This is a genomic window from Lautropia dentalis (assembly GCF_003892345.1).
Taxonomy (GTDB): Bacteria; Pseudomonadota; Gammaproteobacteria; order Burkholderiales; family Burkholderiaceae_E; genus Lautropia; species Lautropia dentalis.
Genome location: NZ_RRUE01000002.1, coordinates 381,655 through 407,878, shown reverse-complemented (window position 1 = coordinate 407,878; position 26,224 = coordinate 381,655). Strand labels below are relative to the sequence as shown.

Annotated in this window: 16 protein-coding genes and 1 pseudogene; all 17 read right to left on the bottom strand. The window is 61.4% G+C overall.

Annotated elements, in window-relative coordinates; genetic code table 11:
* Window positions 1-645: 645 nt before the first annotated feature.
* Window positions 646-3,210: a replication restart helicase PriA gene (priA, locus tag EHV23_RS09740; protein ID WP_158615913.1), complete on the bottom strand. Its 2,565-nt coding sequence runs from the start codon at window positions 3,208-3,210 to the stop codon at window positions 646-648.
* Between the two features lie 2,612 nt (window positions 3,211-5,822).
* Window positions 5,823-7,094, bottom strand: a complete 1,272-nt coding sequence (locus EHV23_RS09735) for a sugar MFS transporter (protein WP_125095902.1) — start codon at window positions 7,092-7,094, stop codon at window positions 5,823-5,825.
* 330 nt (window positions 7,095-7,424) lie between these two features.
* On the bottom strand, window positions 7,425-8,417 hold the full coding sequence (locus EHV23_RS09730; protein WP_125095901.1) for a glucokinase: 993 nt from the start codon (window positions 8,415-8,417) through the stop codon (window positions 7,425-7,427).
* A gap of 462 nt (window positions 8,418-8,879) precedes the next feature.
* The gene (hemE, locus tag EHV23_RS09725) at window positions 8,880-9,992 is read right to left on the bottom strand and encodes a uroporphyrinogen decarboxylase (RefSeq protein WP_125095900.1); all 1,113 of its coding nucleotides are present in this window, start codon (window positions 9,990-9,992) and stop codon (window positions 8,880-8,882) included.
* Window positions 9,992-10,408 (bottom strand): F0F1 ATP synthase subunit epsilon, encoded by a 417-nt coding sequence (locus tag EHV23_RS09720; RefSeq protein ID WP_125095899.1) that lies wholly within the window; start codon window positions 10,406-10,408, stop codon window positions 9,992-9,994. Before EHV23_RS09720 ends, hemE begins: the two co-directional genes overlap by 1 nt.
* Window positions 10,409-10,539: 131 nt before the next feature.
* Window positions 10,540-11,964 (bottom strand): F0F1 ATP synthase subunit beta, encoded by a 1,425-nt coding sequence (gene atpD / locus EHV23_RS09715; protein ID WP_125095898.1) that lies wholly within the window; start codon window positions 11,962-11,964, stop codon window positions 10,540-10,542.
* 47 nt (window positions 11,965-12,011) lie between these two features.
* Entirely contained in the window at window positions 12,012-12,896 is an 885-nt protein-coding gene (gene atpG / locus EHV23_RS09710) for a F0F1 ATP synthase subunit gamma (protein WP_125095897.1), read from the bottom strand.
* 71 nt (window positions 12,897-12,967) lie between these two features.
* A complete protein-coding gene (gene atpA / locus EHV23_RS09705; RefSeq protein ID WP_125095896.1) occupies window positions 12,968-14,509 on the bottom strand; it encodes a F0F1 ATP synthase subunit alpha in 1,542 nt (513 codons plus the stop codon).
* A gap of 12 nt (window positions 14,510-14,521) precedes the next feature.
* Entirely contained in the window at window positions 14,522-15,055 is a 534-nt protein-coding gene (locus EHV23_RS09700; protein WP_125095895.1) for a F0F1 ATP synthase subunit delta, read from the bottom strand.
* A gap of 11 nt (window positions 15,056-15,066) precedes the next feature.
* Complete coding sequence (locus tag EHV23_RS09695) at window positions 15,067-15,540, bottom strand: F0F1 ATP synthase subunit B (protein ID WP_125095894.1); 474 nt, start codon at window positions 15,538-15,540, stop codon at window positions 15,067-15,069.
* A gap of 97 nt (window positions 15,541-15,637) precedes the next feature.
* Window positions 15,638-15,877, bottom strand: coding sequence for a F0F1 ATP synthase subunit C (atpE, locus tag EHV23_RS09690; RefSeq protein WP_125095893.1), 240 nt, complete (start codon window positions 15,875-15,877; stop codon window positions 15,638-15,640).
* A gap of 123 nt (window positions 15,878-16,000) precedes the next feature.
* The gene (gene atpB / locus EHV23_RS09685; protein WP_125095892.1) at window positions 16,001-16,858 is read right to left on the bottom strand and encodes a F0F1 ATP synthase subunit A; all 858 of its coding nucleotides are present in this window, start codon (window positions 16,856-16,858) and stop codon (window positions 16,001-16,003) included.
* A gap of 12 nt (window positions 16,859-16,870) precedes the next feature.
* Complete coding sequence (locus tag EHV23_RS09680) at window positions 16,871-17,281, bottom strand: ATP synthase subunit I (RefSeq protein ID WP_125095891.1); 411 nt, start codon at window positions 17,279-17,281, stop codon at window positions 16,871-16,873.
* A gap of 850 nt (window positions 17,282-18,131) precedes the next feature.
* Window positions 18,132-19,094: a ParB/RepB/Spo0J family partition protein gene (locus EHV23_RS09675; protein WP_125095890.1), complete on the bottom strand. Its 963-nt coding sequence runs from the start codon at window positions 19,092-19,094 to the stop codon at window positions 18,132-18,134.
* A gap of 380 nt (window positions 19,095-19,474) precedes the next feature.
* A pseudogene (locus tag EHV23_RS09670) lies at window positions 19,475-20,230 on the bottom strand (ParA family protein); the annotation flags it as partial.
* A complete protein-coding gene (gene rsmG, locus EHV23_RS09665; RefSeq protein ID WP_125095889.1) occupies window positions 20,227-21,261 on the bottom strand; it encodes a 16S rRNA (guanine(527)-N(7))-methyltransferase RsmG in 1,035 nt (344 codons plus the stop codon). The pseudogene EHV23_RS09670 and the gene rsmG, both read right to left, overlap by 4 nt.
* Window positions 21,258-23,465, bottom strand: a complete 2,208-nt coding sequence (gene mnmG / locus EHV23_RS09660) for a tRNA uridine-5-carboxymethylaminomethyl(34) synthesis enzyme MnmG (protein WP_125095888.1) — start codon at window positions 23,463-23,465, stop codon at window positions 21,258-21,260. Before mnmG ends, rsmG begins: the two co-directional genes overlap by 4 nt.
* Between the last annotated feature and the right edge of the window lie 2,759 nt (window positions 23,466-26,224).

Sequence of the window (26,224 nt, the reverse complement as noted above, 5' to 3'; positions counted from 1 at the left end):
GGAGCGCCGGGGATTTCCGGCGCCCAGCCAGCTTGCGTTGTGCCTCCAAAGTGGGCTTTCCGGGGGCGAATGCGACCGCGACATGGGGCAGGAGCCGTGGGGAGAGCTGCAGGAAGAGGCGGGAAGGCCGGGACGGGGGCATTTTGTCCACCGGCCTGTGGATAACTCTGTGAGATCAAATGGAGATGTGCCTGTCAAACGGGAGGAGCTGTCATCCCTTACAGCGTTGCGTTCTGGGTAAATTTGAAAAATATCCGGTTAAACAATGAGTTATGCAAGCCTCTCCCGAGGAATGCTGACGAGTCCGTCGCAGGCTGGGGCGTGTTTTGGCTGTGAATAACTATTGGGACAGCTTTCCGCCTGTGCTGTGCCCTCAGATCTCTGTGCCCTCAGCGTCGTACCTTCAGTGTTGTGTCTTCAGGTCCGTGTCCTCAGTGTCAACGCCGATTGAAAACTGACCCAGGGTGCCGAAGTGAAACTAGCCCACCTGGGCACGCGATAGAACGGGTTACCAGCCCTCAGCCAGGCGGCCTTTCCCTCCTTGCTGGGCAGGTGTCCATGGGCAGGCTGTGTCCTGGAGCGTGTCATGGACTCATTCGTCCCTGTGGAACCCCTTGGGCGGCGAGCAGGACGAGGTGGCGGGGCTCAGATTTCCTGCGGATCGATGATCAGCTGCCAGCGTACGCCCTTGTGATGATGGCCGGCGCTGCCTGCCACGCCCGTTGCCGTCTGCGGGGCGCCGATGGATGTCTGCCAGTCCGTCAACAGGGCATGCAGGCTGGCACGGTGGCTGCTTTCGATCAGCAGCTGGGCGCGAAACACCTTGTTCACCTGGGCCAGTGGCATGGGAACCGGGTCGCAGACCTCGATCATGGCATCCGGATGGATGGCCGGAAGGGGGGAGGCCGGGGGCAGAGGGGGTACCGTGGTGTGTCCGGCTTCGGCATTGCATCCGGTTTCAGCATTGCACCCCGACCCAGCGCCACGCCCGGATTCAGCACTGTAGCTGGGTTCAACACCGTACCTCGACCCGGTGCCTTGTCCGGGCATATTGGCGGCTTGCCGGGTCTGGTGCTGCCGGGGCTGTGCCGATGCCGCCTGCTGTACATGCTGCAGACGATCGCGCGCGTCCTGCAGGAAGGCCAGGGCACTGTCCATGTCGCGCGCCTGCGCCTGCAGCAGGGCCTGGAAGGCGTAGGGGGGCAGTGCGCCGGCCTCCCGGTCCTGCAGCTGGGCCCTGGCAAAGGCGGGGTAGTCGTGACGGCGCAGCGCGGCAAACAGCGGATGCTCCGGATGCCGTGTCTGGATGAGCGTCCGGGCATTCAAGGCCCGGTGTCGGCCTGCGCGGCCGGCCACCTGCATCAGCGTGGCGAACAGCCGTTCCGGAGCGCGGAAATCGGTGGTGAAAAGGCCCGCATCGGCATCCACCACGATCACCAGCGTCAGCCGGTCGAAATCGTGCCCCTTGGCCAGCATCTGTGTGCCCACCAGCAGGTTGGTACGGCCCGCATGTACATCCTCCAGAAAGGCCTGCGTCGCGCCCTTGTGGCGGGCCACGTCGCGGTCCAGCCGGCCGATGTGGGCATGAGGGAACAGCGTGCACAGCGCGTCTTCCAGCTTCTGGGTGCCCCGGCCCAGGGGGGCCAGATCCTGGTTGCCGCAGGTGGGGCAGGCACGCGGCACGGTCTGGGTGGTGGCGCAGTGATGACACACCAGCCGGTAGCGTCCGGGCGTCTGCTGTGCCGGCGTACGGGTGGGCGCCGAGAGCCGGTGCAGGACGCGGTAGGCGTCGCAGCGGTTGCAGCGTGACAGCCAGCCGCAGGCATCACAGCCCAGTACCGGTGCATAGCCGCGCCGGTTCAGAAAAAGCAGGGCCTGCTCGCCGCGCGCCAGTGTTTCGCCGATGGCCCGCAGGCTTTCCTCCGTCAACCCCTCCTGGGTTTTGGCCCCCCGCAGTGGCACCATCTGGATGGTGGGCAGGGAGGCCTGGGCATGTGCCCGCCGGGTCAGGCTCAGCAGGCGATAGCGGCCGGTCTGGGCGTTGTGCCAGCTTTCCATGGAAGGCGTGGCCGAGCCCAGCAGCACCGGAATGCCCGCCAGCCGGGCACGGGCCACGGCCATGTCGCGGGCCGAGTAACGCAGCCCCTCTTGCTGCTTGTAGGATGGGTCGTGCTCTTCGTCGACGATGATGGCGTCCAGATGGGGGATCGGCGCCAGAACGGCCAGTCGTGTGCCCAGTACGATGCGCGCCTGCCCGCTGGCGGCGGCCAGCCAGTGGCTTGCCCGGGCTGCGTCGGTCATCTCGCTGTGCAGCACGGCAATGGGCTGCCCGGGAAAGCGGCGCCGCAGCTGCTCCTGCAGGGCGGGCGTCAGGCCGATCTCCGGCACCATCATCAGCACCTGGGCCTGTGGATCACGGTCCAGCCGCTGGGCCATCCAGTGCAGATACACCTCGGTCTTGCCGCTGCCCGTGATGCCGTGCAGCAGCCAGGGTGAAGGGGGCGCGGAGGGGTGAGGCGGAGTGGCTGGGGCCGTAGGGATAGGGATAGTCGGACCAGTCGGACCAGTCGGACCAGTCGGACCAGTCGGACCAGTCGGACCAGTCGGACCAGTCGGACCAGTCGGACCAGTCGGACCAGTCGGGGCGCCCCGCATTGTGGAATCAGCAGCAGCCGAAAAAGCGCTGGAACCAGGAGAAGTCAGGACTGCGGGGGAGGATGACGTAACCGAAGACCGGCCGGGAGAGGTACAGAGCGCGTCGAGCACCGCCTGCTGGTCGGGGTTGAGCGTGGGCGGCGTACTGATGGATTCGGCAGCCGACGGTGTGAAGGCCGCCAGGCGGGCATGTCCATCCTTGCGGCTGCGTCCGGTGGGCGGCGTGCGCAGGAGCTTGGGCAGATTGCCCACGGCCAGATCGGCCAGGCTGCCGTGGTAGTAGCGGGCCACGAAGCGCAGGAAGGCCAGCCAGCCGTCGGGGGGCGCCGGCAGGTCGGTGCGGACTGTCTCCAGTACCTTGATGCTGTCGGCCTTCAGCCCGTCCGGCAGGGTATTGGCATCGTGTCGCCGCAGGGCCAGGCCGGTGCGACGCCCCTTGCCCCACGGTACGGTAACCCAATGCCCCTCGGGCTCCGGCCCGTCGGCCGGGCAACGGTAACTGAAGCTGCCGGCCAGCGGCCCGTCGATCAGAACCTGAATATAGGGAAGGGACACGGCGCTTCGGGGGAAAGGTGAAAGAAAAGAGAGGGCCGGATGGAAGGGGGCGGCCGGTCAAAGTCCCGGTTGTCCATGGCACAAATGGCCATGTTCGACCTGAAATGCCTACGGGGGACAGTGGGGGACGGGAGGCTATTGTGCCAGTGGCAGAGAGGCGCACGACTGTCGCGACGGGACGACACGGCGCTGCCGTGAAAAAACGTTTCCTCTCTTCGATGGCAGTGAGGATTGGCATTGTTACTATGTGCTGTTGCAGCGTATTCTTCATGTGATATCAGAATTGTTGACGTAACATATTGATATATAAGGATATGCTGTTTTTATCCACAAAAACGGTGGATAACTCTGTGGGAAAAGTGTCTCCATGACCCTCAAACCCGCATGAACAGTGGCAATGCACTCCCTTGCCCAGAAATGGCACAGATAAAATTTTCAATGAAAACAATGGCTTGTGAGTTTGGTTATTCATTTGCACAAGCCGTGCCCGTTGTGGCATGGCGCCTGCACGAACTGTGCATAACTTGCGCGGAAGCAAGTTGAAAGGTTAGGGAGCACTTGCCTTCACGATGGGGCCGCAGTTTTGCGGGGCTATCGACAATGACGGGTCGATTGGCAACAAGATGGCGTTCAACGGCGCCAGAGTGGCGACGAATGGTAGAGGAGGCAAGCGCTGCTTGAAGGGGGCCTTGCCGGGGAGGTCGCAGATGATGGCAGGGCAAAGGAGTCCTCGGCACGCTGAAGGTGTGGCGATGTCGAAACAGGTTTGCAGATGGATAACCATGCTTGGCCAGGCGTCTGCAATCGTAAAAGCTGCAGATTTGTATTGAGGTAAAGTCTGCAAATCACTCATAACTCATTGTTTTGTATGGGTAGAACTGTTTATCCACAAAAACTGTGGATAACTCTGTGAGAAAACGGGGGGAATCGCCTCCGAAGCCGCATGAATACGTCAAACCGGGTGCGCTGCCACAAATTGGGACAACAAAAAAATCAATATAAAACAACAGGTTAGTTTCCTGGTGTGCCGAGTTGCGCTGGCTGTCCGGTTTGTGGCAGAGGAGACGGGGCGCTGTGCATAACCCCTTGCCGGGTTTCTTTTTCATGTTAGGGAGCGCTCGCATACCCGGGGTTGCTCTTGAATTCGGGGCTGTCGACCCGTGGGGCTCGATGGGGGCCCGGATTCGGGGGCTGCAAACGGGCCGACAAGGGAAGTATGGGTATTCCGATGATCGTGACCGCTGGTTCCGGCGATCGGGCCGGGTGGTTCCGGCGCCGTGGATTTGGTGATTCCGGTATCGTGACCAGCAATTCCGGCATCGTGACCGCTGATTCCGACGATTGTGACCGGACGGTTCTGGGTACCGCGGCAGGTGGCCGGCAGGAGGGAAAGGTCGCCTGATTGAGGGCTGGTCCCGTTCTGTTGCGTGCCCGGGTGGGTCAGTTTTACTTCGGCACCCTGGGTCAGTTTTCAATCGGCGTTGATGGTGCCGCAGGCAAGAGCTTCGTCTGTTGACAACTTTGCGTCTGGACGGCGCCTGCCCACGCCATCCATCCGATATGCCCACCTGCCGTCTGTCGGCCATGGGTTGTGCGGTTCTTCACAGATTCGGTGGATAAGTGTGTGAGAGTGCCCGAAACAACCTGTGAAGGCTGGCTTCTGATGCGCCTTTCCAGCGGGTTGCCCAAATATTGCGCAGTGTTCCGGGCGCTGCCGACGAACGGTCGGTCATTCGCCCGGGTTGCATGAATATTGGGCAAAAATGGCTTTCAGGTTCTGCACAAATTCTGTGGATAACTCTGTCAGAACTTTCTCCGGAACCATCTCTTTGCCCCGTCTGATGCGGGTTTTCCCGGAATGCCGCTTTTTTGGACGCAGGCAACCGGGCTGCCGATGAGTGGTTGCTGGCCGGCACTTGGACGGTCGTTCTGTTTTCGACAGGGAGGGGAACTGTGTGGTTTCCCACAGTTTCAGTGGATAACTGTGTGGGAACACCCCGGGCAACCCCGCCAGGGCCAGTATCCATGCGGGTAGGGCAGATGTTGCTTAAATATTGGGCAGGCAGGATCCTGCCGTGCAAGGCGTGGCAAATGGCGTGCCGGTGACAGCGGGCGGGTCGTTTCCGGGGAATACGGTGGACAAGGCGTGGACAACAGGTGGATGGCGTGGTCCTTTTTTGTGGATAACTTTGTGAGAACAAACTGCCCGCCACTTGTCAAATGGGAATAGCTGCCGATTCGTTCAGTGTCGGCAAAGCGACATCAAACAAATAACTCTTGTAAAACAGTATGTTATAGGAAGTTTGATACTGCCTTTCCTGTCTGGCAGGCTAGAACCAGCAGGTATGCAAGCTGTGGATAACTTAAGGGATAAGTGAGCAGCTACCCCTCCCGGAAAAGCCGGCGGGCCGGCTCCCGAAGGAACCGGCCCGCTGAACATGTGGATGGAGCGGCGGCCGTAACAGGCTTTCAGCCCGTCAGGAAAGAAGCTGCCTGATACCACGTGGATGGACTACGGGTGTGCCTGCAGGAGGAAAAAACCTTCAGGTGGGCATCGGGTAGCCTCTTCGGCGCAGGAGAAAGCCGCAGTTCCTGACTGCGGCCCTCATCGCTCAGTCATCCGCCTTGTGTCCCACCAGACCGAAGTACAGGATGTACACATAGCACACCGCCGGCACCCAGAAGGAGGACAGCAGTGTCGTGTGGTCGGCCACGAAGCCCTGGATCAGCGGCACCGCGGCGCCACCGACGATGGCCGTCGACAGGATGCCCGAGGCTGCGCTGGTGTACTTGCCCAGACCGCGGGTGGCCAGCGAGAAAATGGTCGGGAACATGATCGAGTTGAAGAACCCGATGGCCAGCAGCGAATACATGGCCACGTGGCCGCCCTGCGTCATGGCGGTGGCGATCAGCAGCACGTTCACGGCCGCGTTGAAGCCGAGGTACTTGCCCGGATTGAAGATGTTCAGCAGGAAGCTGCCCAGGAAGCGGCCCACCATGGCGCCACCCCAGTAGTAAGACAGGTACTTCGCGGCGTGGGCATCCTTCATGCCGGCCACGTCGGGCAGGCCCATGACGCTCACCAGCAGGCTGCCAATGGCCACTTCGGCACCCACATAGCAGAAGATGCCCACCGTACCCAGCACGAGGTGCCGGTAGGCCCAGGCGCTGCCCTTGTCCTCGCTCTGGTGGGCGGAAATATCCTGGGCGATCTTGCCGGCGTCCGGCAGCCTGATGAACGCCACGGCCAGTGCCAGCACCACCAGGACGCCCGCAAGGATCAGGTAGGGCACCTGCACCGAGGCGGCCTGTTCGGCCTGGTAGCGGACCAGCTCTTCGGCGCTCAGCGCGTCCTGCTGGGCGCTGGTCAGCACTTCACCACTCAGGATGAAGAACGCACCCAGCAGCGGGGCCACCGTGGTGCCCAGCGAGTTGAAGGCCTGCACCAGGGTCAGCGTCCGTGCTTCCTTGCCCGGCGGGGCCAGCAGGGTTACGTAGGGGTTGCCCGACACCTGCAGCAGCGTGATGCCGCTGGCCAGGATGAACAGCGCTCCCAGGAAGATGCCGTAGGCCTTGGAGCCGGCGGCCGGATAGAACAGCACGCAGCCCAGGGCGGCAATCAGAAAGCCGCCGATCACGCCGTTCTTGTACCCCAGCCGCGAAATGAACTTGCCGAACGGAATGGAGGTGATGGCGTAGGCCGTGAAGAAGCAGAACTGGACCAGCAGCGCCTGCGTGTAGTTCAGGTCGAACACGGCCTTCAGGTGTGGCACCAGAATGTCGTTCAGGCAGGTGATGAAGCCCAGCATGAAGAACAGGCCGGTCAGCACGGTCAGTGCCTGGTTGTTGTTCTGCTGGGCAGCTGGGGGAGGGGATGCGGGCATGATGCTTATCTCCTGGTTGGCGGCGCTGGCGCTGGAAGGCCAGCGGGGCGCCCGGTCGGACCGGGTGCGTTTGCCGGAAGGCCCATCCCTGGGGGTGGGCCAGGCGGTTGAGGGGCAGGTCAGCGCGAGTAGATGTCTGCGGTGTGTTCGGACGATGCCGGCGCCGGACGCCGGGTACCGGACACCGCGCCATGGCGCGGGCGACGGCACCGATGCAGGACAGAAGAGGCTCGCGCTGGCCTGCGCGGCAGCGTACCGGTTTTCAGGGAGGGGGTACGCCGCCAGAAAGGAAAGTGAGTCCCCGCTTCAAAGAAGGGGAGGGACGGGGGCTCAGTTGTCCAGCTGGTTGGACAGGGCCACGGCGGCACCCAGCAGGCCGGGGTTCTTCGTGAGCACGCAGTACACCGGAATGGCGGCCAGATAGCCTTCGAACCGGCCCTTGTTCTCGAATCGGTTGCGGAACGGCGAGGTGACGAAGTAGTCGATGAAGCGACGCAGGATGCCGCCGCACAGGTAGACGCCTCCCCGGGCACCCAGCGTCAGTGCCAGGTTGGAGGAGACCGTACCCAGCATGGCGCAGAAGATGTCCAGGCTCAGCCGGGCCAGCGGCGACTGGCCGCTCAGGGCCAGCTTGCTGATTTCGGCGGCGGGCAGCGGCGGCCGCTCGACGCCCTCCCTGTCGGCCAGGGCTTCGTAGATCAGTGACAGGCCGGCGCCGGACAGGAAGCGTTCGGCCGATACGTGGCCGTGTTTGCGGTTGGCGTACTGCCAGATGTGGATTTCGGTATGGTCGAAGGGGCTGAAGCTGACGTGCCCCCCTTCCCCGGCCAGCGCCGTGTAGCCGTTCTTGCCGTTGGGAATGAGACCGGAAACGCCCAGGCCGGTACCGGGACCGATGACGGCAATCGGCGTGTCATCGACAGGAGAGGCACCACCCACCTGCAGCAGCTCGCGCTTGGGCAGGTGCGGGATGGACAGCGCCTGGGCGGTGAAGTCGTTCAGGACGATCAGCGTGTCCAGTTCCAGCGCCTGACGGGTCGTTTCAATGGAGAACGCCCAGTGGTGATTGGTCATCTGCACCCAGTCGCCCACCACCGGGTTGGCGATGGCAATGGCCGCATGCTTGATGTTGGGTTGCCCGGCCTTTTCCAGATAGGTACGGATGGCGGCGTGGAGGCTGTCGTAATCCGACGTGGGCAGCGTTTCGATGTGTTCGAGTTCCTGCGGGGAAACTTCCAGCGCAAAGCGTGCGTTGGTTCCTCCCACATCGGCAACCAGACGGGGCCAGTTACCTTCTTTTTTTGCGGGTTTGGCAGTGGCCATGGCATATGCTCCTTGAATCGCCAGACGGTTCATCCATTATGCGGGATTTGTCGGGCTGCAAGCGGTTATTCCGCACAGGATGCACTGGCGTTTTTCCGGCAGATTTTTTCTTCTGCTGAACAGGGGTGCTTCTGCAAAGTTTTGCGGCTCTGTTGTCTGGTCCTGCACATGGGGATGAATGCGTCCTTGGCCCGCTGCTTTGCGGGCCTCTGGCCTCCATGCATGGGCGATCCCGTGCGTTGTCATCTGTCGCCAATAGCGTCGTTGTTGCCGGGAATTGGTGTCTTTTGGTTCCTCCCAATCCTGGATTCAACGCGCGGGCAGACCTTTGCAGGTGCTTTCTGGCGCTGGCACGGCAAAAAAGCCGGGATCCGAAGATCGACCGGCTTCAGTGTTCTGCAGGGGGTGCAGCCTGGCGCGTGTCATGGACGCGTTCGTCCCCGCGCCCTGGCCCCGAATCTGCTAGGCAAACGGCGACTGGCGCAGCTTGCGGCTGTGCTCGTGCACGGTTTCCACCAGCACCGACACATGCTCGGGCGGCGTGAACTGCGAAATGCCGTGTCCCAGGTTGAACACATGACCCCGGCCCGTGTTGGCCGCACCATAGCTGTCCAGTGCACGCACGACCTGCTCGCGTACCTGCGCAGGCGAGGTGAGCAGCGCCATCGGGTCGAGGTTGCCCTGCAGCACACAGGTGGGGCCCACGCGCTGGCGGGCCTTGGCCAGATTCATCGTCCAGTCGATGCCCACGGCGTTGGCGCCACTGCGCGACAGGGCGTCCAGCCAGGGAGCGCCGCCCTTGGTGAACAGGATGGTCGGCACACTTTCGGCATGCTCGTTGCCGTGTTCGTCCTTTTCCATCCGGTAGGGGGTGAGGTTGCCCAGAATGCGCCGCATGTAGGCCAGCGAGAACTGCTGGTACATGCCGTCGGCCAGTACGCCACCCCAGGTATCGAAAATCATGATGGCCTGGGCACCGGCTTCGATCTGCGCATTGAGGTAGGCGGTCACCGCACGGGCGTTGACCTCCAGCAGCCGGTGAAGCAGATCCGGGCGCTGGTACATCATGGCCTTGATGGTGTGAAAATCGGTGCCGCCCCGACCTTCCACCATGTAGCAGGCCAGCGTCCAGGGGCTGCCGGCAAAGCCGATCAGTGGCACGCGGCCATCCAGTGCTTGGCGGATGGTGCGCACGGCGTCCATCACATAGCCCAGCTCGTCGGCCGGATCGGGCACGAACAGGGCCTTCACATCGGCTTCGGTACGGACGGTTTTCTCGAAACGCGGACCTTCCCCCTGCTGGAAACTCAGCCCCAGTCTCATGGCATCCGGAATGGTCAGGATGTCGGAAAACAGGATGGCGGCGTCCAGCGGGAAGCGCTCGAGCGGTTGCAGCGTGACCTCGCAGGCCAGCTCGGGCGTCTTGCACAGCGCCATGAAACTGCCCGCGCGGGCACGGGTGGCGTTGTATTCGGGCAGGTAGCGCCCAGCCTGCCGCATCAGCCACACCGGTGTGTAATCGGTGGGCTGACCGCGCAGGGCCCGCAGGAAGGTGTCGTTCTTGAGTGTCAAAATCAGCGTGACCGGTAGCGACGAATGGTATTCATCTGGGCCGTGATGGCCGCAATTTCCGAGTGGGCGCGGGCCAGGTCCATCTTGGTTTTGGCGTTGCTGAGTGCTTCCTCGGCAGCCTTGCGGGCCTCCGCAGCACGTGCCTCGTCCAGATCCTTGCCGCGGATGGCCGTATCGGCCAGTACGGTGACCAGATCGGGCTGGATTTCCAGAATGCCGCCTGCGACGAAGATCAGCTCGTCCTTGTTGTGGCCGGGGATCTTGATGCGCACCGGGCCAGCCTTGATGCGGGTGATCAGCGGGGTATGGTTCGGATAGACACCAAGCTCACCGACCTCTCCGGGCAGCACGACGAACTCGGCATCCCCGGAAAAGATCGATTCCTCGGCGCTGACCACCTCGACTCGAATCGTGTTCATGACGTTTGGGTTCTCACAGGTCAGGTGGGGCGGCGCGGCGGTGTGGAGAGCGTTTCGGGCATGGCTGGCACCGTTGCCAGTCAGCCGTCGACGCCATCCTGCCGGCTGCGCCGCCTTTCATCGAGGCGTGCTTACTTGCTGAGCGTCTTGGCTTTCTCGAAGGCCTCGTCGATGGTGCCCACCATGTAGAACGCACCTTCCGGCAACTCGTCGCATTCGCCGTCGATGATCATCTTGAAGCCGCGGATGGTTTCCTTCAGCGGCACGTACTTGCCCGGAGCGCCGGTGAACACCTCGGCCACGTGGAACGGCTGCGACAGGAAGCGCTGGATCTTCCGGGCGCGGGCCACGGCCAGCTTGTCTTCCGGCGACAGTTCGTCCATGCCCAGCAGGGCGATGATGTCGCGCAGTTCCTTGTAGCGCTGCAGCGTGGCCTGCACGCCGCGGGTGACCGAGTAGTGCTCTTCGCCGATGATGTTCGGATCGATCTGGCGCGACGTGGAATCCAGCGGGTCCACGGCGGGATAGATACCCAGTGAGGCGATGTCACGCGAGAGCACCACGGTGGCGTCCAGGTGGCCGAAGGTGGTGGCCGGCGAGGGGTCGGTCAGGTCATCCGCGGGCACGTACACGGCCTGGATGGAGGTGATCGATCCGGTTTTCGTGGAGGTGATCCGTTCCTGCAGGCGGCCCATCTCCTCGGCCAGCGTCGGCTGGTAACCCACGGCGGATGGCATCCGGCCCAGCAGGGCGGACACTTCGGTACCGGCCAGGGTGTAGCGGTAGATATTGTCGACGAAGAAGAGAATGTCGCGGCCCTCGTCACGGAAACGCTCGGCCATGGTCAGGCCGGTCAGCGCCACGCGCAGACGGTTGCCCGGGGGTTCGTTCATCTGGCCGAACACCATGGCCACCTTCGACTGCGACAGGTCTTCCTGCACGATGACCTTGGCATCCGACATTTCGTGGTAGAAGTCGTTCCCCTCACGGGTACGTTCACCCACCCCGGCGAACACCGACAGACCCGAGTGGGCCTTGGCGATGTTGTTGATCAGCTCCAGCATGTTCACGGTCTTGCCCACACCGGCGCCGCCGAACAGACCGATCTTGCCGCCCTTGGCAAAGGGACAGATCAGGTCGATCACCTTGATGCCGGTTTCGAGCAGTTCCACCGAGGGCGACAGCTCGTCGAATTTCGGAGCGGTCTGGTGAATGCCACGACGCTCTTCGCTCTGGATCGGACCGCGCTCATCGATCGGGCGACCCAGCACGTCCATCACGCGGCCCAGCACGCCCGGGCCGACCGGCACCTGGATGTTGGCGCCGGTGCTGTTGACGGGCATGCCGCGGCGCAGGCCGTCGGAGGAGCCCATGGCGATGGTACGGACGATACCGTCACCGAGCTGTTGCTGAACCTCGAATGTCAGACCCTTTTCGGCCAGCGAATCGCCCGAGTCCTCCAGGACGAGAGCGTCGTAGACCTTGGGCATGGCGTCGCGCGGGAACTGAATGTCGACGACGGCGCCGATGCACTGAACAATGTGACCTTGTGCCATGGGGATTCCTTTGAATACTGTACGTTGATCGGTCGATACGTCGTCGGTCAGACGGCAGCAGCGCCGCCGACGATTTCACTGAGTTCCTGCGTGATGGCTGCCTGACGCGCCTTGTTGTACGACAGCTGCAGCTCGTTGATGATCTTCTTGGCGTTGTCGGAGGCTGCCTTCATGGCCACCACCCGGGCGCTGTGCTCGGAAGCCATGTTCTCTGCCAGCGACTGGTAGATCAGGGCTTCCAGATAACGCGTCATCAGCTCGTCGAGCACCTTGCGCGGGCTGGGTTCGTACAGGTAGTCCCACGAATAGTCGCCCTGTGCGACCGGTTCCTGTGCGGTACCCAAGTGCCCCTCGGGCAGCGGCAGCAGCTGCTCGACGACCGGCGCCTGCGTCATGGTGTTCACGAAGCGGGTATAGGCCAGATAGATGACATCGATCTCGCCCTTCAGGAAGGCGTCGATCTGCACCTTGATCACCGGAACCAGCTTGTCGATATGCGGTACATCACCGGTCTGGATCAGCTGCGAAACGATCTTGACCCCGGCGCGGTACATGAAACCCATGCCTTTCGAGCCGATGGTCGTGGCCTGGATGCCCACGCCCTTGTCGTGCAGTTCCTGCATCTTGTGCGTGACGGCACGGAAGATGTTGGTGTTCAGGCCACCGCACAGCCCCTTGTCGCTGGTCACCATGATGATGCCGGCGTTCTTCACCGCGTCGCGATGCTGCATGAAGGGGTGAACATACTCGGGATTGGCGGTTGCCAGGTGCGCCGTGATGTTGCGGATCTTCTCTGCATAGGGCCGGGCCTGCCGCATCCGGTCCTGTGCCTTGCGCATTTTCGATACCGAGACCATTTCCATGGCCTTTGTGATCTTTTGCGTGTTCTTGACGCTCTTGATCTGGTTCCGGATCTCTTTGCTGCTTGCCATAGTGGAGAAACTCGTTGGCGCACCGCCGGGGCGGTGCGCGGTTCAGCCCGCAGGCTGGGGGACAAAGACGATCAGAACGCGCCGTTCTGTTTGAAGTCCTTGAGGACTTCATGCATCTTGGCTTCGACTTCCTTGTTGAAGGCCTTGTCGCGTTCCAGCTGTTCCACGAACTCCGGATACTTGCCCTGCACGTACTCGTGCATGGCCTTGTCGGCAGCCAGCACCTTCTCGACCGGGATGTCCTCGTAATACTTGTTGTCGGAGGCAAACAGCGTCAGTGCCTGCTGCCAGACCTGCAGCGGGCTGTACTGGGCCTGTTTCATCAGCTCGGTCACCAGACGGCCGTGGTCCAGCTGCTTGCGGGTGCTTTCTTCCAGATCGGAGGCGAACTGCGAGAACGCAGCCAGCTCGCGGTACTGGGCCAGGGCGATACGCGAACCACCGGCCAGTTTCTTGATCAGCCCCGTCTGCGCGGCACCACCCACCCGCGACACCGAAATACCCGGGTTCACGGCCGGACGGATACCGGCGTTGAACAGGTCGGTCTCGAGGAAGATCTGGCCGTCGGTAATGGAGATCACGTTGGTGGGCACGAAGGCCGACACGTCACCGGCCTGCGTCTCGATGATCGGCAGGGCCGTCAGCGAACCGGTCTTGCCTTTCACTTCACCCTTGGTGAAGTGCTCGACGTACTCTTCGTTCACACGGGCTGCACGTTCCAGCAGGCGGGAGTGCAGGTAGAACACGTCACCCGGATAGGCTTCGCGGCCCGGCGGGCGGCGCAGCAGCAGCGACACCTGACGGTAGGCCCAGGCCTGTTTGGTCAGATCGTCGTAGATGATCAGGGCGTCCTGGCCACGGTCGCGGAAGTATTCGCCCATCGTGCAGCCGGCATAGGGGGCCAGATACTGCATGGCGGCCGATTCCGACGCAGTGGCGGCAACGACGATGGTGTATTCCATCGCGCCGTACTCTTCCAGCTTGCGCACCACGTTGGCGATGGTCGAAGCCTTCTGGCCGATGGCCACGTAGATGCAGATCAGGTCCTTGCCCTTCTGGTTGATGATCGCGTCGACGGCCACGGCAGTCTTGCCGGTCTGGCGGTCGCCGATGATCAGCTCCCGCTGGCCGCGGCCGATGGGCACCATGGCATCGATGGACTTCAGACCGGTCTGCACCGGCTGCGACACCGACTGGCGGGCAATCACGCCCGGGGCCACTTTCTCGATCACGTCGCTTTCTTTCGCGTTGATCGGACCCTTGCCATCGATGGGCTGACCCAGCGTGTTGACCACGCGGCCGATCAGCTCGGGGCCGACCGGCACTTCCAGAATGCGGCCCGTGGTCTTGACGATGTCGCCTTCGGAAATGCTTTCGTATTCACCGAGGATCACCGCGCCGACCGAGTCCCGCTCCAGGTTGAGCGCCAGGCCGTACACGTTGCCCGGGAACTCGATCATCTCGCCCTGCATCACGTTCGACAGACCGTGGATGCGGCAGATGCCGTCGGTCACGGAGATGACCGTGCCCTGGTTGCGGGAGTCTGCTGCAACCTCAAGGTTCTGGATCTTGCTTTTGAGCAGTTCGCTGATTTCAGCGGGATTGAGCTGCATGAAGGAAACTCCTTATTTCGTCAGGGTCGTGGCGAGTTGCGACAGCTTGCCACGCACGGATGCGTCGATGACTTCGTCGCCGATCTGGATCGAGACGCCGCCTATCAATTCGGGGTTTACGGTGGTGGTGGCCTTGATACCCTTGCCGAAGCGCTTCCTGAGCGTCTCGACGATGGCGGCCTGCTGCTTGTCGGTCAGCGCGAAAGCCGACTCGATATGCGCGTCCAGCACCTGCTCGTGCCGGTCACGTGCCTGCTCGAACAGTTCGCCGATCTCGGGCAGAAAGGCAAGCCGGCCGTTCTCGGCCAGGACCCGCACGAAATTCTGCTGGGGCTTGGTCAGCTTGCCGGCAGCTTCGGAAACGATGGCGGCAGCCTGGGCACGGTCGATGTTGGGATTATCCAGGAGCTCCTGGGCGGCATCGGCCTGCATGACGGAGGTCAGACGCGTGAGGGCGTCCGACCATTCTGTCAGCTTTCCATTCTCTGCCGCGAGCTTGAATGCCGCCTCCGCATAGGGACGGGCAATGGTCAGTGCTTCCGCCATGGTTCTTGGGCTTAGCGCAGCTCGTTTTTCAGGTTGGACAACAGATCGGCATGCTGCTTGGCGTCGATCTCCCGCTTGAGGATGCGTTCGGCACCGGTCACGGCCAGCTGGGCGACCTGCTCACGCAGCTGGTCGCGGGCACGTTCGGCTGCCAGGGTGGCTTCCTCGGCGGCGGATTTCTGGGCAGCGGCGATGATGCGCGCTGCTTCGGCACGCGCCTGGTCGATCAGCTCAGCAGCCTGCTTGTCGGCGCTGGCGCGCACTTCGACGGCACTGGCACGTGCCTGCTGCATTTCCTTCTCGACCCGTTTCTCGGTGGCCTGCAGTTCCGCCTTGGCCTGGTCGGCTGCCGCCAGACCGGCCGCAATCTTCTTGCTGCGCTCATCCAGGGCGGCCGTGATCGGCGGCCAGATGAATCTGGCGACGAACCACCAGAGGGCAACGAAGATGATGACCTGAACGATGATCGTGGCGTTTATGTACACGCGAGATTCTCCGTATCAATTCGATACATAAAGTGGGCGGGTGGCTGCCAGGCAGCCACCGTCTGCTCACTTCTCTCTATCTACCGTTCTGATGTGATCAGGCGAAGGGGTTTGCGAATGCGAACAGCATGGCGACACCGACACCGATCAGGAAGGCGGCGTCGATCAGACCGGCCAGAACGAACATGGAGGTCTGCAGCTTGCCCATCAGTTCGGGCTGGCGGGCGGAACCTTCCAGGAATTTGCCACCCATCAGGGCGATACCGATCGAAGCGCCCAGAGCGCCCAGGCCTACGATGATGCCGCAGGCGATTGCGACGTATGCTGCATTGGTCATGAAAGACTCCTCAGTCGAAGACAGAAAGGTTGAGAGAGACAGAAAGAACCTGCGCTAGCAGGGAACCGGGTGAAAGACCGGGAGGCTGTCGCCCGGTCTTTCGCCTGGAGCGGGCACCGGCGCTCAGTGTGCGTCGTGTGCCTGACCCAGATAGATCAGCGTGAGCATCATGAAGATGAAGCCCTGCAGCACGATGATCAGAATGTGGAAGATGGCCCAGACCAGACCCAGCGCGAAGTGCAGGCCGGCCCCCCACCAGGTGGCCAGCGCCCCCAGCAGGGCGAGCAGCATGAACACCATCTCGCCGGCAAACATGTTGCCGAACAACCGCATGCCGAGCGACACGGTTTTGGAGAGGTACTCGATGACCTGCAGCGTCAGGTTGCAGACCCACAGGATGGGTTTGAACAGCAGGCCGATGCCGCTGTTGCCGCCGGAGCCGAACGGGGCCGAAATGAGTTCGCCGAAGAAGTGGGTTTTCTTGATCTTGACGCCGTAGTAGAGCGAGGCAAACAGCACCACCAGCGCCATGGCCAGCGTGGCGTTCAGGTCTGCCGTGGGCAGGATGCGCTGGTAATGGGAGATACCCAGGCCCGAGACGATGGCGGGCACCAGGTCGACCGGCACGAGGTCGAGGGTGTTCATGAAGACGACCCAGACGAACACGGTGAGGGCCAGCGGGGCGATGTAGCGGATATCGCCGTGGATGATCGAGCGGGCCTGTTCGTTCACGTACTCGACCAGAAACTCGATGGCGCCGGTGAAGCGGCCGGGGACACCGGACGTGATGCGGCGGGCCACCATCCACATCAGGCCGCAGGCCAGGATACCCATCAGCACCGACCAGAAGATGGTGTCGTAGTTGATGATGGAGAAATCGACGATGGCCTTCTGCGGATGGCCAGACGAGTTGGCGTTCGCGAGGTGGTGAACGATGTATTCAGCCGCATTCGCGGGGCCGTGGGTGCCTTCTGTCGCCATCTTGGTATGGGATTACAGGTTTGTTTGGGAATCTGAACCGGTGCGCCGGGAAGCGCCTGGCCCAGTGTCTGTCTGAATGTGTTGTCGCCGGAAAAACACCTGCAGCCACGGCGCCTGCAATGCCGCGACGATGCCCACCAGCAGGGCCGCCCAACAGGCGGGTTTGACCCAGATGACGATAGCCAGCAGGGTGGCCACTGTCAAGGCGAGCTTGATGAACTCACCCACCAGAAAGGCCGCCACGAAAGTGCCGGGAGGTCGTCGTCCTGCCTGGGCAAGCAGACGGGCAAACAGCAGATTGGGCAGGACGCAGGCAAAGCCGCCGAGCAGAATGTCCCGGGCGCCCAGGGCACCCCAGTACAGACCACCACACGCAGCCGCCACGAGAACCAGCGCCACCTGCAGACCAACGGTTTTCAACATTTTACCCGGTGCTCCCGCTTGCCCGCGAGCGCCTCCTTTCGCGCTGTGCGGGTAGCCGTTCTGCGCGGACCGTAAAGTGTGCCTAACACCCCGTAACCGCTTGCAATGCGCCGGTTATGTAACCGATCACCGCGAAGTTGGCTGGTTTCGCTGCATTCCATTCACCAGCGCCAGTATAGGGGCTACTGGCTTTCTGGTCAAAACGGGAATGGTTGTCATTGGTCGTGCGTATGATTGGCCGACCGTCCATGGCGAGGCTGCATGTATCCGTGGCAGGAGAGCATTTCTGCGGCTCTCGTGATTTCGTGCATGCATAATGCAGCATTACAAAACACTGATGATCGTCCTGGCTGTCATGCGCGTTCCGGCTGCGAGACCGCCTGTTGCCACCATACCCACTGCATTCACTGCAGCAGGTAGCTCCTGACGGTGGGTGGGGAGGGGGGCGTCTTGACTTCTGTTCTCGTAATCGTGAATTACGACAGGTGAGGGCGGTCAAACGCACAGACTGCATGATGCCCAGACAGGCGGAACGGACAGGTATGACCGCCAGGAGCCACCAGGGTGTGTCATTGACTCATTCGTTCCTGCGCCCCTTGGGCGTGCATGACGAGACGGCTGGGGGACGGGGAATCCCCGATGGTTTCAAGGTACTGCCGACATGGTCATGCTCGTCCGCTGCGGGTCCAGGGTACCGCCGACATGGTCATGCTCGTCCGCTGCGGGCCCAGGGTACCGCCGACACGGTCATGCTCGTCCGCCATGGGTCCAGGGTACTGCTGACACGGCCACGCTCGCCCACCGCGGGTCCAGGGTACCGCCAGCACAGTCATGTACACCCGCAGCGGTGTCAGTCCTGAACGGCAGCGCTGAGCTTCAGCCGTTCCAGCAGACCCGAAAACGCATCGTTGCTGGAGAAGTGGATGACCAGCTTGCCGCGGCCGTTGGCCTTGCTGATGATCTCCACCGTGGTGTTCAGGTGATCGGCGATGCGCTCGCGCAGGCGGGCCACGTCGCGGTCGTTGATGGTGTCGGCCGCGCGCTTCTGCGCTACCTTGGCCTGGCCCTTGGCCTCTTCGACCTTCTGGCTGACCAGCCGCTCCGTCTCGCGTACTGACAGACGACGCTGCACCACCAGGTGTGCCATCAGGATCTGCTCGGCCCGGTCCAGTGCCAGCAGCGCACGGGCATGACCCATTTCGATGTCGCCGGCCAGCAGCATGGTCTGTACCGTATCGGCCAGGTTCAGCAGACGCAGCAGGTTGGAGGTTGCGCTGCGCGAACGGCCGATGGCCTGTGCCGCCTGCTCGTGGGTGTAATCGAACTCGTCGATCAGACGCTGGATGGCGCTTGCCTCTTCCAGCGGGTTCAGGTCCTCGCGCTGGATGTTCTCGATCAGCGCCAGGGCCAGTGCGTTTTCGTCGCTGACCTCCTTGATGATCACCGGCACCGTGGCCAGCTGGGCCAGCGCGGCCGCGCGGAACCGGCGCTCACCCGCGATGATCTCGTACCGGCCATTGTCGAGGGGCCGGATCACCAGCGGTTGCAGCAGGCCATGCTCGTGAATCGAGTCGGCCAGTTCCTGCAGCGCCGATTCGTCCATTCGCGTACGCGGCTGGTAGCGGCCGGCCTGCAGCAGGTTCAGTGCAATCTCGCGGATCCCTTCCTCTGCGCCAGCGGCCGGAGGGGCTGCTGGTGTTTCGACGGGCGCCGGCGCCACCGCAGGCGCGGGGGCTTCGTCCAGCATCGGGGTGTCGCCTCCCAGTAGCGAATCGAGTCCGCGACCGAGGCCGCCTTTGGTCTTCTTGCTCATGCCTTACCTTCCTTGAGATGTTCTTCCTGCGCACCGCCGGCCGATTGGGGCCAGCGGGCGTCTGCATGTGGTGCTGCGGCGTGGCGCGTGCCGCAGCAGAAAATGTGCAGCAGGCTCCCTGCCGGCGTCTTTTTGATGGCCGCTGACTTCCATCAGCTCGTGGCGCCTTCCGTACTGGTTTGTGTATCCGAACCTGCATGTTCCTTTTTCGGGGCATGACCCAGCCCCTGGCTGGGAATCGTGCCCTGGGGATCAGCAGATGCGCTGCCACTGCTTGCCGCCCCGGCCTGGGATGCGCTGGCCTCTGAACGTGCCGTCTGGCTGTTGCCCGACGAACGGGCTTTTGCGGCGGCCTTCATTTGCGCCACATAGGCGGGGGTGCGTTCGATCAGTTCCGACGCAAAGTCCAGATAACCCAGTGCGCCACGCGAGCCCGGATCGAAGCGCACGCCCGGCAGCCCATGACTGGGCGCCTCGGCCAGCCGGATGTTGCGCGGAATGACCGCCTTGAACACCTTCTCCTTGAAGTGCTCTTCCAGCTGCGCCGACACCTGCTGGGCCAGCGTGATCCGGCTGTCGTACATCACGCGCAGAATGCCCATGATCTTGATTTCCGGATTGAAGTTGGCGTGTACCTTCCGGATCGTGCCGACCAGATCGCTCAGCCCCTCCAGTGCGTAGTACTCGCACTGCATCGGGATGATCACCCCCTGCGCGGCGCACAACCCATTCAGGGTCAGCAGCGAGAGGGAAGGGGGGGAGTCGATCAGGATGTAATCGTAGTCGGTACTTACTTTGTCGATGGCATCCCGCAAACGGCGCTCCCGCCGGTCCAGCTCGACCAGTTCGACTTCCGCACCCGCAAGCTCCCGGTTGGCCGGCAGCAGGTAGTATCCGCCGGCCTCGGAACGCTGACGCGCCTCGTTGATCGTGGCTTCGCCGATCAGCACGTCATAGACGGATTTGTCGAGACGGCGCTTGTCGATGCCGCTCCCCATGGTGGCATTGCCCTGGGGATCGAGGTCAACGAGAAGTGTGCGCTTACCCAGTTGAGACAGGGCTGCCGCCAGGTTGACCGAGGTCGTCGTTTTTCCGACCCCGCCTTTCTGGTTCGCTATGGTCAGGATGAGGGTCACGAGAATCTCCGTCTGTCAGGTTCCGCGGATGAGATGAGAGGATGCTGGTTGGAAGGTGTGTTTGACGCGCCAGGGCTGGAAGCATAACGGTCGCCGGCCGTGGCATCGTCGGCGCCCGCTTGCGTGATGCGGTTGGCATCGTGCCGCAGTTTCAGTACGGCGAGGTAGCGCTGGATGCGGCCATCCCGGGTGGGCAGGGTTTCCACGGCTGCCATGGTGATCGTTGCCGGGAGACCTTCCTGCTCTTGCGGCAGGCGGGCTGCCTTCATGGCCAGCGCAAGTGAGCGCTCGCTCATGTAGGGCTGGCACAGCTCGGCGAAATGCCCGAGTGCCGTGAAGGCGCGGCAGATGAAATGACGTGGCAGGGAGGCGTCACAGGTGCTGCCGGACTGACGGGCAGGGCTGGCGGTACTTCTCGCGCCTGCCATGTCACACGTATCGTCCCCCGTGTCGTCAGTAACGTTGGCACTGTCAGCAATGCCCACGCCTGTATCGCCCGAGCTGCCCTTGCTGCCTGCAGCGTTCCTGCCGCGGTTCATTCCGGATAGTGGCCCAGGTGACGAATGGCTCAGCAGGGCATCCAGTTCTTCGATCTTGCCAGCCAGCACCGTGGCGTTGGTCAAGCCGAGTGTGAGCACTGACTGACGCAGAAAGGCCACCTTCTTGCCCACGGGTTCGACCAGATAGATGGGCCGTTCCGGCTGGGCAATGGCCAGCAGAATACCCGGGAAACCGGCACCGGTACCAATGTCGAACAGCGGTTCGCGCGTGTTGGGCAGCAGCTTCTGGAGGGCGGGCAGAACCACCAGGCTATCCAACAGATGCTCGTCGATCAGCTCGGCGCTGTTGCTGTTGCCCAGCAGGTTGAAGGTGCGGTTCCACTGCTTGAGCAGTGTCGCCCAGCGCACCACCAGACCGAACGCCCGTTCGTCCAGTGGCACGGACAGTGTGTCCAGACTGTCACGCAGATGCTGCGTGTCTGCGTCTGTCCAGCGGGTATCGGCCCGTTGGGCTGGCGCCTTGTGTTTCATGGGCGCGCCTCCGTGTTACCGGATGATCCAGCGCGACGTTCCATGGAAGTGAGTGGTCGCTTCTTCTTGAGATGAACCAGCAGAAGCGACACCGCTGCCGGCGTCATGCCGGGGATGCGCCCAGCCTGGCCAATGGTTGCCGGGCGTTGTGCCGTCAGCTTCTGGCGCACCTCATTGGACAGACCGGAGATGCGGCTGTAGTCCATGTCCACCGGAATGGACATGGCTTCCTGCTGAGCCATGCGCTCTACTTCCAGCCGCTGTCGTTCGATGTAGCCGGCATACTTCACCTGAATCTCGACCTGCTCGATGACGGCCGGGGAGAGCTCCGGGAGGAAAGACCGGTGATGCGTGGAAATGTCTGCCGTTGCAGCGGTTGCCCCTGCTTTGGGGGAGGAATGGTGGGCTGTGCGCAGCAGGCACGAATTACGGTCGTTTTCCGCAAAGTGAGTGTCCGCTGACGTATAGGTCGTATCATCGGCTGCCGGGACATCCTGATGGACGGATACTGTCCCGCTCAGGGTGTGCGTGGCAGGTGTCGCGGCATACGGCATATCCGGCCTGGCGCAAATATCCGGCGCGTCAGCGGACTGTTCCGTTGGCATCTCGGGTTCGATCGGGAGCGCACGGAGCTGCGCAAGCGTCACATCAGGGCGCTTCAATAGATCGTAAAGTGAGCGCTCACTACCAGATAATTGCAGATTTTCACTCAATGCCTGTAGCTGCGCTACCCGTTTGGGGTTAAGGAAGGTTGCCCGCAGGCGCCCGATCTCCCGCTCGATGGCCTCACGTTTGGCGGTAAACGCTGCCCAGCGCACGTCGTCGATGCAGCCCATGGAACGACCGATTTCGGTCAGGCGCAGGTCTGCATTGTCTTCGCGAAGACTCAACCGGTACTCTGCCCGACTGGTGAACATCCGGTACGGTTCCATGACGCCCTGGGTGAGCAGATCGTCCAGCATGACACCCAGATAGGCCTGGTCGCGGCTGGGCACCCAGGGGGCTTCCCCGCGCGTCTGCCGGGCCGCATTCAGCCCCGCCAGCAGCCCCTGTGCCGCTGCCTCCTCATAACCGGTGGTTCCATTGATCTGCCCGGCAAAGAACAGACCGTGAATCTGCTGGGTTTCCAGCCCAGGCTTCAGGGCACGCGGATCGAAGTAATCATACTCAATCGCATAACCGGGGCGCAGTATATGAGCCTGCTCCAGGCCCGCCATGGACTGAACCAGCGCCAATTGCGTGTCAAAGGGCAGACTGGTCGAAATGCCGTTGGGATAGATTTCGTTGGTGCGCAGCCCTTCCGGCTCCAGATAGATCTGGTGGGAAGTCTTGTCGGCAAAGCGATGAATCTTGTCTTCGATGGATGGGCAGTAGCGCGGCCCAACCCCTTCGATCACACCGGTAAACAGGGGGGATCGGTCCAGCCCCTGACGAATGATGTCGTGTGTCCGTTCGTTCGTATGCGTAATCCAGCAGGGCAGCTGCTGTGGATGCTGAGCAGCGTTGCCGATGAACGAGAATACGGGCACTGGATCCGTATCGCTAGGCTGCACACCCAGGCGGCTGTAGTCGATGGTCTTGCCGTCGATACGGGGCGGCGTACCCGTTTTGAGACGCCCCTGTGGCAGGGCCAGTTCGCGCAGCCGATGGGCCAGCGTTTTTGCGGAAGGATCGCCCGCACGTCCGGCCTCATAATTGTCCAGGCCCACATGCACCTTCCCGTTGAGGAAGGTACCGGCCGTGAGCACCACGGCATGCGCATGGAACGCAATGCCAAGCTGTGTCATTACACCGGAAACGCGGTCTCCCTCCAGCAGCAGATCGTCCACTGCCTGCTGAAACAGAGTGAGATTGGGTTGATTCTCCAGTGTCTGACGAATGGCTTGCCGATACAGCACCCGGTCTGCCTGCGCACGCGTAGCACGCACGGCGGGCCCCTTGCTGGCATTCAGGATGCGAAACTGGATACCGGCCTGGTCGGTTGCCACGGCCATGACGCCACCCAGCGCATCGACCTCCTTCACCAGATGGCCCTTGCCGATCCCTCCAATAGACGGGTTGCACGACATCTGCCCCAATGTGTCAAGGTTGTGGCTTAAAAGCAACGTTTTCGCGCCCGTGCGCGCGGCTACCAATGCGGCCTCGGTGCCTGCGTGGCCTCCGCCCACAACGATGACATCAAAGAATTCCGGGTGAAAGTTCATGCGCCATTATAAAACGCTGGCAGGTCGTTTGTGCTCGTCCATGTGCGATGTTTCACGTGAAACAGCGAAGAAGTGTGTCGGATTTCCTTGCGGAGGCCGGGGCTGAGGGCTTTAGGGGCCAGCTGGAGGGATTGAACTCCATGCGTTTGTCTGTTGAAACTTGCTCGCGAGGCAACCTGCCGGCCGCGAAAGAGACGCGCGAGGCCCAGGGAGAGAATCGAAAAATCGGAAGACGAGCAGAGAACGAGAAGAGATTGGGGTTTGACTGTATGCGCCCAGCCCGGTTGAGGAGCAACCAAAAGGAAAGTACGTGGAAACGGGTGCGCGGATCGCTTTGTCTGGGGCGACGCTATGATGGTTGGGACAAAGCCTTGGGGAGCTATGCAGGTTCCGGAGTAGGGAGCGCATGAATGTGCGCCCTGGTGGAGGGATCGATGATCATCAGATGACAAGAGGATGATTTGAGGGAAAAGGTTCCCAAGGGTGTTGTTTAAGGGGGCTGAAGAAGCAGGGAGGTGCATGACGAAAAACTGGCCAGAAACGTGGATAGGAGCGTCAAGGCAGGTGATGGAACAGCTCTGGGTGACTGCGGGGCAGGCGGCAAACTACCTGGTTGCGCCGTCTGCCGTACGCCTTGACGACCGGTGGGCGAGCCGCGGCAGCGTATGTGAAAGGGACAAGTACGCTAACGCATGCGGAGGAGGTTGGTGAACAAAACGCGATATGGCAGTCGGTTGAATCAGAGCTGTCAGATCCCAAACCTAAAGCTCGGAGCAAGATAGCCAGTATGCTGAGAATGGAGGGTGAGTACAGGTTAGGAAAGCAGGCCGTGGGGGCGGGTTGCGAGGACGAGACTAACTAGGCAGATTGCCTAGGGTGGGTTGACTAGGGTGGGTTGGCTAGGGCAGGTTGGCTAGGGCAGGTTGGCTAGGGCAGGTTGGCTAGGGCAGGTTGGCTAGGGCAGGTTGGCTAGGGCAGGTTGGCTAGGGCAGGTTTCGGAAGCGGGTTGCGGGGTTAAAAATGCTTCAACAGGCTACTGATCTCTTCGGTCGGCCGGGAGAGACTGCATATAACCATTGATTCGTCCTGCAAGGCTATGGAACAAAATAGTGTGAACCTGAGTTGTTGGAACTCAACACGGCTCGAGAGAGGGCGCCCCTTGACTTGCCATATACCCCTCACTGACCGCTTCTGTGGTGAAGATCTTGGGGGGGATGGACGTCTTCTCGACGGTCATCGAGAATGATGGCACACCGTGCCAGAGCAGATTCGTGAATGAGACGGTCGATACTGCTGCAGCCAGCAATGAGTAGGAAGCACGGAAGATGAGAGAAGAGATAAGGTAGACAGGGCATCTATTTGAATATAATAGTGACTACTCACGTACTTGATGTTTCTTCCGCCGCAAAAATCGAGAACATCCAGTTGGCACGTGAAGAGAGATGGAACGCTTGCGCTCCTTTGCTGTAATGTAGCACTCGCGTCGGGGGTGGAATCAGTTGAGATCCCTGGACCCATGTTCAATGTTGCTGTTCATTGACCATAAGTATCGGTATGTCCTGGAAGGGGAATTACCCGGCGTTAACCTGCGCACAGGGTCTTCTCGCTTCCGTTTCTATGAGGTTTCCATGCCTTTACTGTTGCGGAAATGGTTTAGGGCAAAGGGTGCGTGAGAGAAATACTTATCTCCAATATCTGAATGTCTGTTTGTCAGGAAGCGCGACGGAATCGAGTATACAAAAATCTATCTCTACACTCGCCGCTCCGTGTTTTCTTATTATCAACGTTCTGGTGAGGGCTAGACATAATGCAGCAGCGAAGGGTTCACTCTAACTCGTCAGATGATCGAGAAACAGGAGATATCAGGACATCAGGTAGGTCTTTCTTCAAGGGGAGGCCTTTGACTGACCGGGGATTCATGTTTGATTGCGCTCGTCCCTCCATCTCCAAATTTCCTGCTTTCTTGGGTGTTATCTGAATGCTTTCGATGGGCATTCTCTCATCTTTCTGAAAAATTTTGGTTTTGGAGGGGGCCTTCCCCCTTTTACGGAGGATCTAGCTGTCCCTGAACTCTTTGGTTCTGGATACTCTACCCCCAGCTCGCCCTAGTATCTGAATCTAAAGTCGTAGCCAGTCTCCGGCTGTTTCACGTGGAACAAATGCCTTGGTGGCCGGTTTAGCGCATGCAAACGCTGTGCCGTGGTGAACCGGAAATGTCAGGGGTACTAAAGTCTTGTTATCTGACGCAAATACCTTGTGCATATCGATGAGGAGGGGTCTTTCAAACCATCCCTGTAATCCTATGAGATTCTTCCTTGTCTAGTTAAGTATGGGGTTGCTGACCGAAAGAGGACTACTCCGGACTAACGTTCCATCACTGGAGGACGCATGTTTCACGTGGAACAAGGGTAGTCCTGTTCCGAAAGCGCATTGCGGCCAACACGCTGAGGAAGTGCTAGAAACCTGAAAGTACCGGTAAACCTGGACCAAACGACCTTGAACGACTTACCTGAGCTTGAAGCCGCGTGCCGCAATCACGGGCTGTACGATGTGCAGAAGACGAGTATTGGAGCGAGAAGCATCATGCACGGATGAGGGGCAGGCATCAGGAATTGGATCTAGAGGGGTTGAGATAAGGGGCAAACAGTTCAGGAAGGAGCAAATATGGCTGGATAGGTAGCCGCAGAACAGGGACAGAACAGGGGCAGATCAGGGGCAGATCAGGGGCAGAAGATCGGAAGAGCACAGGTCTGACCTCC

Bases quoted from the DNA above. Each gene is read 5' to 3' on its own strand.
- EHV23_RS09735 (WP_125095902.1), bottom strand. From the start codon at position 7,094: ATGCCCGCATCCCCTCCCCCAGCTGCCCAGCAGAACAACAACCAGGCA.
- EHV23_RS09730 (WP_125095901.1), bottom strand. From the start codon at position 8,417: ATGGCCACTGCCAAACCCGCAAAAAAAGAAGGTAACTGGCCCCGTCTG.
- EHV23_RS09720 (WP_125095899.1), bottom strand. From the start codon at position 10,408: ATGAACACGATTCGAGTCGAGGTGGTCAGCGCCGAGGAATCGATCTTT.
- atpD (WP_125095898.1), bottom strand. From the start codon at position 11,964: ATGGCACAAGGTCACATTGTTCAGTGCATCGGCGCCGTCGTCGACATT.
- atpG (WP_125095897.1), bottom strand. From the start codon at position 12,896: ATGGCAAGCAGCAAAGAGATCCGGAACCAGATCAAGAGCGTCAAGAAC.
- atpA (WP_125095896.1), bottom strand. From the start codon at position 14,509: ATGCAGCTCAATCCCGCTGAAATCAGCGAACTGCTCAAAAGCAAGATC.
- EHV23_RS09700 (WP_125095895.1), bottom strand. From the start codon at position 15,055: ATGGCGGAAGCACTGACCATTGCCCGTCCCTATGCGGAGGCGGCATTC.
- atpE (WP_125095893.1), bottom strand. From the start codon at position 15,877: ATGACCAATGCAGCATACGTCGCAATCGCCTGCGGCATCATCGTAGGC.
- atpB (WP_125095892.1), bottom strand. From the start codon at position 16,858: ATGGCGACAGAAGGCACCCACGGCCCCGCGAATGCGGCTGAATACATC.
- EHV23_RS09680 (WP_125095891.1), bottom strand. From the start codon at position 17,281: ATGTTGAAAACCGTTGGTCTGCAGGTGGCGCTGGTTCTCGTGGCGGCT.
- EHV23_RS09675 (WP_125095890.1), bottom strand. From the start codon at position 19,094: ATGAGCAAGAAGACCAAAGGCGGCCTCGGTCGCGGACTCGATTCGCTA.
- rsmG (WP_125095889.1), bottom strand. From the start codon at position 21,261: ATGAAACACAAGGCGCCAGCCCAACGGGCCGATACCCGCTGGACAGAC.
- mnmG (WP_125095888.1), bottom strand. From the start codon at position 23,465: ATGAACTTTCACCCGGAATTCTTTGATGTCATCGTTGTGGGCGGAGGC.